12 protein-coding genes are annotated in these 11,991 nt (G+C 70.3%); 9 read left to right on the top strand and 3 right to left on the bottom strand.

The features are described from left to right. Nucleotides 1-17: 17 nt before the first annotated feature. Together ACGFYQ_RS27045 and ACGFYQ_RS27040 are read right to left on the bottom strand one after the other, a co-directional pair. The gene (locus ACGFYQ_RS27045) at nucleotides 18-233 is read right to left on the bottom strand and encodes an MbtH family protein (RefSeq protein ID WP_393748170.1); all 216 of its coding nucleotides are present in this window, start codon (nucleotides 231-233) and stop codon (nucleotides 18-20) included. A gap of 35 nt (nucleotides 234-268) precedes the next feature. Beyond that, a complete protein-coding gene (locus ACGFYQ_RS27040) occupies nucleotides 269-1,309 on the bottom strand; it encodes a methyltransferase (protein WP_393748168.1) in 1,041 nt (346 codons plus the stop codon). A gap of 195 nt (nucleotides 1,310-1,504) precedes the next feature. On the opposite strand from ACGFYQ_RS27040, the gene ACGFYQ_RS27035 reads away from it, so the two are divergent. Then, entirely contained in the window at nucleotides 1,505-2,665 is a 1,161-nt protein-coding gene (locus tag ACGFYQ_RS27035) for a glycine amidinotransferase (RefSeq protein WP_393748166.1), read from the top strand. Between the two features lie 70 nt (nucleotides 2,666-2,735). Here the strand turns inward: ACGFYQ_RS27035 and dpgD are convergent, their stop codons facing one another. Continuing rightward, a complete protein-coding gene (dpgD, locus tag ACGFYQ_RS27030; RefSeq protein ID WP_393748164.1) occupies nucleotides 2,736-3,539 on the bottom strand; it encodes an enoyl-CoA-hydratase DpgD in 804 nt (267 codons plus the stop codon). Between the two features lie 28 nt (nucleotides 3,540-3,567). On the opposite strand from dpgD, the gene dpgA reads away from it, so the two are divergent. The 8 genes from dpgA to ACGFYQ_RS26990 all read left to right on the top strand — a co-directional run bounded on the left by dpgA (nucleotide 3,568) and on the right by ACGFYQ_RS26990 (nucleotide 11,648). Then, nucleotides 3,568-4,683 (top strand): 3,5-dihydroxyphenylacetyl-CoA synthase DpgA, encoded by a 1,116-nt coding sequence (gene dpgA / locus ACGFYQ_RS27025; RefSeq protein WP_393748162.1) that lies wholly within the window; start codon nucleotides 3,568-3,570, stop codon nucleotides 4,681-4,683. Between the two features lie 20 nt (nucleotides 4,684-4,703). Next, nucleotides 4,704-5,438 carry an enoyl-CoA-hydratase DpgB gene (gene dpgB, locus ACGFYQ_RS27020; RefSeq protein ID WP_393748160.1) on the top strand — a complete coding sequence of 245 codons (735 nt, stop codon included), beginning with the start codon at nucleotides 4,704-4,706 and terminating at the stop codon, nucleotides 5,436-5,438. Further along, the gene (gene dpgC / locus ACGFYQ_RS27015) at nucleotides 5,435-6,793 is read left to right on the top strand and encodes a (3,5-dihydroxyphenyl)acetyl-CoA 1,2-dioxygenase DpgC (RefSeq protein ID WP_393748158.1); all 1,359 of its coding nucleotides are present in this window, start codon (nucleotides 5,435-5,437) and stop codon (nucleotides 6,791-6,793) included. Before dpgB ends, dpgC begins: the two co-directional genes overlap by 4 nt. A 7-nt stretch (nucleotides 6,794-6,800) precedes the next feature. Beyond that, nucleotides 6,801-8,096 carry a PLP-dependent aminotransferase family protein gene (locus ACGFYQ_RS27010; protein WP_393748156.1) on the top strand — a complete coding sequence of 432 codons (1,296 nt, stop codon included), beginning with the start codon at nucleotides 6,801-6,803 and terminating at the stop codon, nucleotides 8,094-8,096. Beyond that, nucleotides 8,093-9,331, top strand: coding sequence for a cytochrome P450 (locus tag ACGFYQ_RS27005; protein WP_393748154.1), 1,239 nt, complete (start codon nucleotides 8,093-8,095; stop codon nucleotides 9,329-9,331). Before ACGFYQ_RS27010 ends, ACGFYQ_RS27005 begins: the two co-directional genes overlap by 4 nt. 13 nt (nucleotides 9,332-9,344) lie before the next feature. Continuing rightward, nucleotides 9,345-9,557, top strand: coding sequence for a ferredoxin (locus ACGFYQ_RS27000; protein WP_393748152.1), 213 nt, complete (start codon nucleotides 9,345-9,347; stop codon nucleotides 9,555-9,557). 32 nt (nucleotides 9,558-9,589) lie between these two features. Beyond that, nucleotides 9,590-10,729: a glycine amidinotransferase gene (locus ACGFYQ_RS26995; protein ID WP_393748150.1), complete on the top strand. Its 1,140-nt coding sequence runs from the start codon at nucleotides 9,590-9,592 to the stop codon at nucleotides 10,727-10,729. A gap of 76 nt (nucleotides 10,730-10,805) precedes the next feature. Then, nucleotides 10,806-11,648 (top strand): phytanoyl-CoA dioxygenase family protein, encoded by an 843-nt coding sequence (locus ACGFYQ_RS26990; RefSeq protein WP_393748148.1) that lies wholly within the window; start codon nucleotides 10,806-10,808, stop codon nucleotides 11,646-11,648. Nucleotides 11,649-11,991: the final 343 nt, after the last annotated feature.

Genomic DNA, 11,991 nt, shown 5'->3' with positions numbered 1-11,991 from the left:
CGGGCGTACTGAGGGGGTCAGACGGCCTGGTCCAGCTGGGCGGCCAGGCTGCGCGGCCGCATGTCCGTCCAGGTGGCCTCGATGTGCTCGACGCAGGACGCCCGGTCGGTCACGCCGAACGTCACGGTCCAGCCCTGCGGAACGTCCGCGAATTCGGGCCAGAGGGAATGCTGACCCTCGTCGTTGACCAGAACGGAGAAACGGCCGTCGGGGTCGTCGAACGGATTGGCCATGGTGGGGATCTCCTCGGGGTGGTGAAAGGGGAGGGTTACTTCACGCCGAGCGTGAGGCCGTGCTCGTAGGGCAGGCCGCCGACGGTCTGCACCTCGGTGAAACCGACCTTGCTCAGCCAGGTCTCGTAGTCGCGCGCCGGATACGCCATTCCCTGGCCGCTGGCGAGGACGTTGAAGTAGAGACCGAGGCGGGCCCCGAAAATTCCGGTGGTCTCGTCGTCGGAGACGTTGTATCCGTAGACGAATACCTTTCCGCCTGCGGGAAGGGAGTCGTACGCCTTCTGCATCAGGCCGAGGATCTGCTCCTCGGAGAAGATCTCCAGGACGTGGCTGAAGAGCACCGCGTCGCCCCCGACCGGGAACGCGTCGTTGAAGATGTCTCCCGGGTGCAGCTCCACCCGGTCCGGGAAGACGGCGGCGGCCTTGTCCTCACCGAGCTTGGAGACGCTCGGCATGTCGAAGACGGTGGAGCTGAGCTCCGGGTGGCGGGCGACCAGCCGCGCGGAGGTCGTCCCGTCGCCGCCGCCGACGTCGAGGAGCTTGCGCACGGACGCGAACTCGGGCCGCTCGACGAGCGCGTCGACGGACTGGAGGGTGAACGCGCTCATCGCGCGGTGGAAGACCGCCTCCAGCTCCGGGTTGCGCGAAAGGCGCTGGTAGAGCGTGGGCTCGTCGCCCGGGTAGGAGTCGAGGGCGGTGTTCGTACCGGCCTTGAGCGCCTTGGTCATGTGCGCGAACGCCGGGTAGTAGACCTCCTTCCAGCCCACGATGATGTGGCCCCAGCTGTCTTCGGCGTCCGAGGCGAGCAGGTCCTGGGCGACGGCGGAGTTGAAGTAGTCGCCGTTCTCGCGGCGCAGCAGGCCTGTCGTGCAGACCGCCTGGAGCAGGACGCGCAGCTGGTGGCGCGGCATATCGGTGAACGCGCGGATGTCCTCGATGCCGGAACCGGGGTTGTCCGCGAGGAAGTGGAAGATCCTGAGCTCGACCGTGGTGGCGACCGCGTTGAAGAGCGCCGGCGCATTCACCAGGAACTGAAAGCGTTCGAAGACCGGGTCACCGGCATGCGAAGTGTCCATTTTGCCTGTCTCTTTCCGTTAGGTCGGCTGGATTCCGGGGAATCGAGCCCCGATCCGGACACGAAGCTAACCGCGGCCTGCGGGGCTGCCGTTGGAGTGGCAATTAACTGCCAGCGTCGGGGAAGGGCTGCGGTCACGCAGTAGCGTTCCGGCCGGAGCGGCTGGGAAAGAGCCGGGTACAGGAAACGAGGGATCGTGCAACTGAACAGCTTTGACGAGTGGTCACCCCTGAAGGAGGTGATCGTCGGCTCCGCCCAGAACTATGTGTCGCACGAGCGGGAGCTGTCGTTCGACCTTTTCTTCCACGACAACCTGGCCAACGACAATTCCGGCCGCTCCGAGTGGTATTACCCGCGGCTTTCCGCACGCGGCGACACTCCGCGGGAAAGCGGCGACGGGCGCGTTCCCATCAAGGAACGCTACGTGGCCGAACTGAACGAGGACCTGGAGGACCTCGCGGGCGTCCTCGAATCCCTTTCGGTGCGGGTCCTGCGGCCGACCGACGTCGACGCGGCGACGAACCAGGTCCGTACGCCCGCGTGGTCGGCGTCGGTCGTCCCGCCGCTGAACGTCCGCGACAACACGCTGATCGTGGGCGACGAGATCATCGAGACCCCGCCGATGATCCGTTCACGGTATTTCGAGACGCAGTTCCTGAAGTCCGCCTTCCAGGAGTACTTCCGGAAGGGGGCCCGCTGGACGGTCATGCCCCGCCCGATGATGACCGACGCCTCCTTCGACCTGTCGTACGTGCGGACCAGCACCGCGGGCGGACCCACCGAGCCCATCGAGGACCCTCAGCCGTCGCCGTACGACGTGGGGCTGGAGATGATGTTCGACGCGGCCCAGTGCCTGCGGCTCGGCCGGGACATCGTGGCCAACATCGCGACGGCCAACCATGCGCTGGCCGTCGACTGGCTGGAACGGCACCTGGAGGGCCGGTTCCGGATCCACCGGGTACACGAGCTCAGCGACAGCCACATCGACAGCATGGTGCTCGCCCTGCGGCCCGGCACCCTGCTGGTGCGCTCGCCGGAGGTGGCCGAGAAGCTGCCGGAGTCGCTGCGGAAGTGGGACCTGATCGTGGCGCCCCAGCCGGCGGACGACAACTTCCCCCGCTACGAGGACGACGACCTCATCCTGACCAGCCCCTTCATCGACCTGAACGTGCTCTCCGTCGGCCCCGACACGGTGCTGGTGAACGAGGCGTGCCCCGAGCTGATGCGGACGCTGGAGGCGCACAAGTTCACCGTCGTACCGGTCCGCCACCGGCACCGGCGGCTGTTCGGCGGCGGTTTCCACTGCTTCACCCTCGACACCGTGCGCGAGGGCGGGGCCGAGGACTACCTCGACTGACGCGGCGCGGCCGGCCGGGTGGCGAGACCGTCGCGCCGCCCACCACCCGGCCGCCCGCGCGGGCCGTCCGTCAGCGTGCCTGCCACCGGGGAGCGCGCTTCTCGGCGAAGGCCACCGGCCCCTCGACCGCGTCCCTGCTGTGCATCCGCCGCTCCTCCCAGGGATAGCGCGTCGCGAAGGCCTGCTCCAGCGGCATCGTCGCGGACTTCGTGGCCGCTTCCTTCATCGCCCGGACGGACAGCGGTGCACACCGTACGAGGTCGGCCACCCAGCCCTCGACACACGCGTCGAGGTCGTCCGAGGGCACGACCTCGTTGACCAGACCCAGTTCGTAGGCCCGGCGGGCATCCATCGGGCGGCCCGTCAGGAGGTGTCCCATCGCCGTCTTCCACGGCAGCTGCCGGGTCAGCCGGAACACCCCGCCGGCCCCCGCCATGAGGCCGAGCTTGGCCTCGGGCAGGGCGAAGCTCGCGTCCTCGGAGGCGATGACGATGTCACAGGCCAGGGCGAGTTCGAAGCCGCCTCCCAGTGCGTACCCCCGCACACCGGCGACGACCGGCTTGGCCAGCTCGAACCGCTCCGTCAGCCGCGGCCAGCCGGGCTTGCCCCGGCTGCCGAAGGTGGAGGGGGCGGCGGTTCCCGCCTGCTCCCGGCCGGCCAGCTCCTTCAGGTCCTGACCGACCGAGAACGCGCGCTCGCCGGCACCGGTGAGCACCGCCACCCACATGTCGTCATCGCCCTCGAAATCGTCCCAGATATCGGCGAGCTCCTCATGCATGCGCAGGTTCATCGCATTGAGAACCTCGGGCCTGTTGAGCGTGATCCGGGCAACGTGGTCATTCTTCTCGTATCGCACCGCTGATTGTTCTGGCATGGAATTATTGTAACCTCAGGGAGCCAGCATGAAATTGACAGCAAATCCACCGCGTATAACGGGCGTCGGCACGGCTGTGCCCAAGAACTCCTATACGCAGCAGGAGATGCTCGACGAGTTCGGCATCACCGATCCGCGCGTGCGGTCGATATTCCTGAACAGTGCCATCGAGCGTCGCGGCCTGACCCTGCCGCCCCTCCTGCCGGACGGTTCGCGGGCCATGGAGACGCAGGGCCAACTCCTCGCGAAGCACCGGGAGAACGGCCTCGCCATGGCCCGGGAGGCCATCGAGGCATGCCTGAAGGACGCGGGCGCCACGCTGGAGGACGTCCGCTACCTGTGCTGCACCACGACGACGGGTCTGCTCACGCCCGGCTTCTCCGCGCTCCTCATCAAGGAGCTGGGCATCGACGTGCACACCTCGCGCCTCGACGTCGTGGGCATGGGCTGCAACGCCGGCCTCAACGCCCTGACCTCCGTGGCCAGCTGGGCCAACTCCCACCCCGGTGAGCTGGCGCTACTGGTGTGCATCGAGGCGTGCTCGGCGGCCTACGTCTTCGACGGGACGATGCGCTCGTCGGTGGTGAACAGCCTCTTCGGCGACGGATCCGGCGCCCTCGCCGTCCGGGCGCCGGCCCTGCCCACCGAGCCCGGCCGGCCGACCGAGGGCTCCGCCGCCGCCGAGGGCTCCGGGGCCGAACCGGACCCCGCCATCCTGAAGTTCTCCAGCTGCATCATCCCCGAGGCCGTCGGCGCGATGCGCTACGACTGGGACGACTCCCACGGGAAGTTCAGCTTCTACCTCGACCCGGAAGTCCCCTACGTCGTCGGAGCCCACGCGGAAATCGCACTCGAACGGCTCCTGGAGGGAACGGGCCTGATCCGTTCCGACATCGCCCACTGGGTCATCCACTCAGGCGGAAAGAAAGTCATCGACTCGGTCCGGGCGAACCTCGGGCTCAGCCGGCATGACGTACGGCACACGACCGGGGTCCTGCGGGACCACGGAAATATCTCCAGCGGCTCGTTCCTCTTCTCCTACGAACGGCTGCGCGCCGAGGGCGTGACCGCTCCCGGTGAATTCGGTGTCTTTATGACCATGGGGCCGGGATCGACCATCGAAATGGCCCTGGTGTCCTGGTGACGGAAGGAATTACTGCCCTCATGAACAGCAATATCGTGGAGATCGACGCCGCGCGTCCCCTCGGGGAGCTCACCGCCACCCTCCAGGCCCTCTGCGACGAGGTGGAGACGCAGCGCACGAAGACCGCCGTCGTCCTGCGGCTCACCAGCTCCGGCGACACCCCGCAGTGGCCCGGCGAGATCACCGTCTCGGCGGTCAACCGCTGGGAGCGGGCCGTCCGCCGCCTGGAGACGCTCGACGCGATCACCGTCGCCGTGGCCGCGGAGACCTGCGCCGGTCCCGCCCTGGACCTGCTGCTCGCCACCGACTTCCGCATCGGAGCCACCGGGCTGCGCCTCGCGCTGCCGGTCAACGACGGCCACTTCTGGCCCGGCATGGCGCTCTACCGGCTCGTCCAGCACCTGGGCGCGCAGCGCGCCCGGCAGATCGTCATGTGGGGTACGGACATCCCCCTGGGAAGGGCCGTCGGTCTGGGCCTGATCGACCAGGTCGGCGACAGCATCGAGGAGGCCGTGGCCACCGCGACCGCCCTCACCGGCCGGCTCTCGGACCGCGAGACGGCCCTGCGCCGTCAGCTGATCGCCGAGGCCGTGTCCTCCGAGTACGACGAGGCCCTCGGCATCCACCTCGCCGCCTGCGACCGCGAGCTGCGCCGGCTGCGGGCGGCCGCCGAGTCCGGCGAGTCCGATGAGTCCGCCGACGAGGCAGCGGTCGCCGCACCCGCCGGCCCGGTGCTCACCGGGGCCGTCGCATGACCGCCGCCACCACGACCGGGGCCGTACCGGTCTGGACCGCCCCCGCCCCGCGTTTCGGCGGGGTGCTCGCCGACGACGCGGCGGCGCTGGAGGCGTACGCCGCCGCGGGCGAGGAACTCCTCGCCCGGCTGCCGCCCAAGCCCCATCGCTCGCCGGCCCAGCACGCCGCCGCCGAGAGCGCGGTCGGCGCATGCCGTGCGGGGCGTCGCGCCTTCCTGGCCCTGCACGCGGAGGCCGTGTACGACGAACTGACCGACGGCCGCACCCGCCACCTGCGTCTGACCGACCTGCTCTACGCGGCGGCCGACCGCTTTCCGGGCCTGGCGCCCACCCGTACGCAGATGGCCGCCGAAGGCGACTGGATCCAGGCGGAGAAGGAGGGCCGCGAGATCGACCAGGCCGTCTTCTGCGCGGCCGTGCTGCGGTCGGCGTCGGCGGGGGCCCACCTCATCGACGCCATGCTGAAGCCCACCCCCCGGGCCCTGGAGCTGCTCGACGGCTTCCGGGCCACAGGACGGGTCGAACTGGACTCGGTGCTGGTCGAGCGGGTCGGCGACGCGGCCCATGTGACGTTCCGCAACGCGCACTGCCTCAACGCCGAGGACAACCGCCTGATCGCCGATCTGGAGACGGCGGTGGACCTGGTGCTGCTCGACGAGGGAGTGCGGGTCGGCGTCCTGCGCGGGGGCACGGTGGACCACCCCCGCTACCAGGGCCGCCGCGTCTTCAGCGCCGGCATCAACCTCAAGGACCTGCGCAACGGCAACATCTCCTTCACGGACTTCCTGCTCGGCCGCGAACTGGGCTACATCAACAAGATGTACCGCGGTCTGCTGACCGCTCCGGAGGCGGAGGCCTGGGCCGACCGCACCGTCCAGAAGCCGTGGATCGGTGCGGTGGACGCCTTCGCCATCGGGGGCGGCATGCAGCTGCTCCTCGTACTCGACCGCGTCATCGCCGAGGAGGGGGCCTACTTCAGCCTGCCCGCCGCCGAGGAGGGCATCGTTCCCGGCGCCGGGAACCTCCGGCTGGCCCGGCTGACCGGCGCCCGGCCGGCCCGCCAGGTGATCCTGGGCGGCCGGCGCATCGGTACGGACGAGCCCGGCACCCACCTGGTCTGCGACCAGGTCGTGCCCGCCGGCGACATGGACGAGGCCGTCGAGACGGCCGTACGGGAGCTCAGCGGCCCTGCCGTGGCCGCCAACCGGCGGATGCTGAGCCTTTCGGAGGAGCCGCTGGACCTGTTCCGCACCTACCTCGCGGAGTTCGCGGTGGTCCAGGTGGCCCGCTCGTACAGCGAGGACGTCCTCGCGAAGGTCGAGCGGCGCTGGCAGCGCTCCCAGGCGCGGGATTGAGGCCGCCGTGGTGGAACTCAGCCCCTCCCGGCTGCACGGATCGCTGAGCGCGCCCGTGCTCGGGTCGATCGGTTTCCTCAACGAGGTGATGGGCCGCTTCCCGGAAGCGATCTCCTTCGCGCCGGGCGCCCCGCACCCCGAGACCCTGCCCGACCCGCAGATGCAGCACTACACGGACCGGTTCCTCGAGCACCTCGGGGCGAAGGGGTTCGCCCCCGAGCGGGCCCGCCGCATGCTCTTCGAGTACGGTCCCAGCCGCGGCATCATCAACGACGTGGTCAGCGAGGCCCTCTGGCGCGACCACCGCATCGGCTGCGCCGCCGAGGAACTCGTGATCACGGTGGGGGCCCAGGAGGCGATGCTCCTGGTCCTGCGCGCCCTGTTCGCGTCCGCCGACGACGTCCTCGCCGTGACCAACCCGTGCTTCGTCGGCATCACGGGCGCGGCCCGGCTGCTCGACCTCGACGTCGTACCGGTCCACGAGACCGCGCAGGGCATCGACCTCGACGGGCTCGCGCGGGCGTGCCGGACGGCGCGCCGCGACGGCCGCGCGATCCGCGCCCTGTACGTGGCGCCGGACTTCTCCAACCCGGGCGGGGGCCGGATGTCCCTCGACTGCCGCCACCGGCTCCTCGAACTGGCAGACCAGGAAGACTTCCTCGTCCTGGAGGACAACGCCTACGGGTTCACCGCCGGCGCCGGCACCGAGCTGCCGGCGCTCAAGGCCCTGGACACGCAACGCCGGGTGATCCACATCGGGACCTTCGCCAAGGTCGCCTTCCCCGGCGCCCGCGTCGGCTACGTGGTCGCCGACCAGCAGGTGCTGTCCGAAGGAGGCGGCACGCGGCCGCTCGCCGCCGAGCTGGCCACCCTCAAGACGATGGTCACGGTCAACACCTCCCCCCTCCCCCAGGCGGTCATCGCCGGGATGCTGCTCGAACACGGCGGCTCCCTGGTCGAGCTCAGCCGCCACAAGGCGGCGCTCTACCAGCGCAATCTGAGCACCTTGACGGACGCCCTCGACCGCCACCTCGGCGGTGGCGCGGCGCTGCCGGGGATCCGCTGGAACCGGCCGGAAGGCGGGTTCTTCGTACGGGTCCACCTCCCGGTGCGGGCGGACGCCCGCCTGCTGGAGGTGTCGGCGGCGAAGTACGGAGTGCTGTGGACGCCGATGGACCAGTTCTACCTCGACGGCGCGGGCGACACCCAGATCCGGCTTTCGTGCAGCTATCTCGACCCGGGACGGATCGAGGAGGGAGTGCGGCGGCTGACCGCTTTTCTGACGAAGGAGATCCGAGCATGACGCAGACCGGCACACACACCGAGGCGCGGACCGGCCCGCGGACCGAGCCGCAGGCCGACGCGCACCCCACCGTGCGCCACAACGCCTTCGACCCGCCGGCCGAACTGGCGAAGTACCGGGAGAACGAGCCGGTCCGCCGGATGCGCTACCCCGACGGGCACACCGGCTGGCTGGTCACCAGCCACGCCCTGGGCCGCAAGCTCCTGGCCGACCAGCGCTTCAGCGCCCGCTCGGAGTTCAAGCGCGCCCCCGTCTCCCGGCCCGGCGCCGACCCCTTCTACGGCGCTCCGGCCCTGCCCGGCTGGCTGGTCGACATGGACGCCCCGGAGCACACCCGGCTGCGCCAGCAGCTGGCCGGCAAGTTCACCGCGCGCCGCATGCGGGAGATGCGCCCGCAGATCGAGCGCATCGTCGAGGACCTGCTGGACGCCATGGCGGAAAGCGGCGGACCGCTCGACCTCGTCGAGGCGTTCGCGCTGCCGGTGCCCTCGCTGATGATCTGCGAACTGCTGGGCGTCCCGTACAGCGAGCGTGCCGCGTTCCAGCGCAACAGCGAGATCCTCTTCAGCCTCAGCGCGACGGCCGCCGAGGCGTCCGAGGCGATGGACCGGCTGTACGGGTTCCTGCGCGGGCTGGCGTCGGGCGACCTCACCCGCAGGGATGACGGTCTGCTGGCCATGCTCGCCGCCGACGGCACGCTCGACGCCGAGGAGATCGCCGGGGTCGGTGTCCTGCTGCTGACGGCGGGGCACGAGTCCACCTCCAGCTCGCTGAGCCTGAGCACCCTGGCCCTGCTGGCCCACCCCGAGCAGCTGGCCACGTTCCGCGACGACCCGTCGGTCACCGACAACGCCGTCGAGGAGCTCCTGCGCTACCTGTCGGTCTTCCACTTCGGTGTGCCGCGCACCCCGCTGGAGGACGTGGAGTTCGAGGGCCACCTGTTCAAGGCCGGTGAGTCCGTCACCGTGTCGATCCCCGCGGCCAACCGGGACCCGGCCTGGTTCGAGGACCCCGACCGGCTGGACTTCACCCGCAAGACGGCCGGACACATGGCCTTCGGATACGGCATCCACCAGTGCCTGGGCCAGAACCTCGTCCGCATGGAGATGCGGACGGCGCTGCCCGCGCTGTTCCGGCGCTTCCCGACCCTCGCTCTGGCGGTCCCGCCGGAGGAGGTCCCCCTCGCCTCCGACATGAGTGTCTACGGCGTCCACCGGCTTCCGGTCACCTGGTAAGGATTCCCGTTCCATGCACATCACCATCGAGCCCGACGCCTGCGTCGGGTCCGGCCAGTGCGCCCTGGCCGTGCCCGAGGTCTTCGACCAGGACGAGGAGGACGGCACCGTCGTCCTCCTCGACGAACGGCCGCCCCAGGACCTGCACGACGCCGTGCACGAGGCCGCCGGACTCTGCCCGGTCCAGGCCATCCTCGCCGCCGCGGCGGACGACACCGCGCGATGAACCCCGCCCTTCCCACCGGAGGAACCCACCCCATGCGACTCAACAGCTACGACGAATGGTCCTCGCTCAAGGAGGTCATCGTCGGCTCCGCCGACAACTACGCCCAGCGCGTCCGTGACCTCACCTTCGACATGTTCATCAGCGACAACCTGACCGGCGCCCGGGGCTACTACCCGAGCATCCGGGTCTCCCAGGACGGGGTCACCTCCGAGTCCCCCGAGCGCATCGCCTTCCGCCAGCGGCTCGCCGACGAGCTCGTCGAGGACGTCGAGGGCATGGCCGACACGCTGCGGTCGCTGGGCGTCATGGTGCACCGGCCGCTGGCGCCGGAGAAGTTCGACCGCGGAGTCTCCACCCCGTTCTGGTCCGCGCCCGTCACGCCCCCGCTCAACGTCCGTGACAACACGCTGATCCTCGGCGACGAGATCATCGAGACCCCGCCGATGCTCCGGGCCCGCTACTTCGAGACGAAGTTCCTCGCCAAGATCTTCCAGGACTACTTCCTGCAGGGCGCGCGCTGGACCACCATGCCCCGGCCGGTCATGACGGACCACTCCTTCGACCCCGGGAACGTGGCCACCGCCGCGCCCAACGTCGAGGTGCCGCTGGACCCGCAGGCCTCCCCGTACGACGTCGGTCTGGAGATGCTGATCGACGGCGCGAACGCCCTGCGCTTCGGCCGCGACGTGATCGTCAACATCTCCAACGCCAACCACGCACTCGCCGTCGACTGGCTGGAGCGCCATCTCGAGGGCCGCTTCCGCGTCCACCGGATGCACAAGCTCACCCAGAGCCACATCGACAGCGTCATCGTCGCGCTGCGCCCCGGCCTCCTGCTGCTGCGCTCCGAAGGCGTGCGGGACTACCTCCCCGAGGCGCTGCGCGCGTGGGACGTCATCGTCGCGCCCACGCCCGCCCTGGAGGACTACCCGCAGTACGAGAACGGCGACCCCATCCCGCCCAGCCCGTACATCGACCTGAACCTGCTGTCGATCGACGAGTCGACCGTCATGGTCAACGACGCCTGCAAGACGCTCATCCGCACGCTCGAGGACCACAAGTTCACCGTCGTCCCGGTCCGTCACCGGCACCGCCGGCTGTTCGGCGGCGGCTTCCACTGCTTCACGCTCGACACGGTGCGCGCCGGCGGCGCCGACGACTACCTGAGCTGATACCGAGCCCCTCGCACAGCGGCTCCGCACGGCCGCCCGCTGCACCGGCAAACGAAGAATGAGGAGAACCCCCTTCATGTCCACGACCACCGTCATAGGCAGGACCTCGCCCGAACTGAAGTCCGCTTACGAGAAGGACGGTTCGTGCCCGCTGCCCTACCGGTTCGACGACGACTCGGTCGAGCTGCTGCGCCGGCGCGTGGCGGACATCAGCGCCCAGCGCCGGCCTGAGGTCGTCCACGAGAAGGACAGCGACGTCGTCCGGGCCATCCACGGCTGCCACGAGTTCGACGACGTCTGCGCGGCGCTCGTGCGGCACCCGCAGCTCGTCGAGCTGGCCGAGTCGCTGATCGGCGGGCCGGTGTACGTCTACCAGTTCAAGGTCAACCTCAAGCAGGCGAGGGAGGGCGCGGCGTGGCCCTGGCACCAGGACTACGCGTTCTGGAGCGAGGAGGACGCCATGCCCCGCCCCGACGCCGTCAACTTCGCCATCCCGCTCGACGACGTGCACGAGGAGAACGGCCCGCTGGTCGTCATTCCCGGCTCGCACACCATGGGCCTGTTCGACCTGCCCGAGAAGTCGGCGGAGTCGGGCTCCGACTGGCGCCAGCACGTCTCGAACGACCTGGCCTACACGGTCGACGCCGGGCGCGCGGAGCGGCTTGCCGCGGAGCACGGCAAGGATCTGATCCTGGGCGGGGCGGGCTCGCTGCACGCCTTCCACCCGAGCATCGTGCACTCCTCGTCGAACAACCGCTCCGCCGATCGGCGCGCCCTCCTGCTGATCACCTACAACGCCGTCGCCAACGCGCCGGCCAACCCCACCCGCCCGGCCTTCCTGGTCGGCCGCGACACCACGCCGATCACGGCCCTCCACGACGAGCGGCTGACCCTGCGGCCCGTTTCCGACCTGGGCTGACGCCGGGCCGGTCCCCGGGTGGGTCCCCGCGTGGGTCCCCGGGCCCGCAGGACATCCTGCGGGCGCTCCCGGGGACCCACCGGCGAACCGACCGGCTGGTGCGCGGGCGCGGGCGCGCCGTGGGCCGCGCGGCCGCACTTCTGTCGGATGTCTTCAATCCGGCGGTCATGGTCGTGACCGAGCTGTCGAGCGTCCCGCACGAGGGATGTCCGGAGGAGATCCGGGGCGCGCGCGACCGAGCTCCCGCACGTCCGCGCCGGCCCCCGGCCTAGCGTGGTACCGCACGCGGGACCTGCAGTGCTCCCGGACGCGGCGCCAACCGTGCTGCTCAGCCCGGTTTCCG

It is taken from the genome of Streptomyces sp. NPDC048258 (genome assembly GCF_043201995.1).
Classification (GTDB): domain Bacteria; phylum Actinomycetota; class Actinomycetes; order Streptomycetales; family Streptomycetaceae; genus Streptomyces.
Note: the sequence above shows the minus strand (reverse complement) of the source record. Positions and strands in the feature narration are given on the sequence as shown.

Coding starts and splice junctions, on each gene's coding strand:
- ACGFYQ_RS27005 (WP_393748154.1), top strand. CDS start 8,093: ATGACGCAGACCGGCACACACACCGAGGCGCGGACCGGCCCGCGGACC.
- ACGFYQ_RS27045 (WP_393748170.1), bottom strand. CDS start 233: ATGGCCAATCCGTTCGACGACCCCGACGGCCGTTTCTCCGTTCTGGTC.
- ACGFYQ_RS26995 (WP_393748150.1), top strand. CDS start 9,590: ATGCGACTCAACAGCTACGACGAATGGTCCTCGCTCAAGGAGGTCATC.
- dpgA (WP_393748162.1), top strand. CDS start 3,568: ATGAAATTGACAGCAAATCCACCGCGTATAACGGGCGTCGGCACGGCT.
- ACGFYQ_RS27000 (WP_393748152.1), top strand. CDS start 9,345: ATGCACATCACCATCGAGCCCGACGCCTGCGTCGGGTCCGGCCAGTGC.
- dpgB (WP_393748160.1), top strand. CDS start 4,704: ATGAACAGCAATATCGTGGAGATCGACGCCGCGCGTCCCCTCGGGGAG.
- ACGFYQ_RS27040 (WP_393748168.1), bottom strand. CDS start 1,309: ATGGACACTTCGCATGCCGGTGACCCGGTCTTCGAACGCTTTCAGTTC.
- dpgD (WP_393748164.1), bottom strand. CDS start 3,539: ATGCCAGAACAATCAGCGGTGCGATACGAGAAGAATGACCACGTTGCC.
- ACGFYQ_RS26990 (WP_393748148.1), top strand. CDS start 10,806: ATGTCCACGACCACCGTCATAGGCAGGACCTCGCCCGAACTGAAGTCC.
- dpgC (WP_393748158.1), top strand. CDS start 5,435: ATGACCGCCGCCACCACGACCGGGGCCGTACCGGTCTGGACCGCCCCC.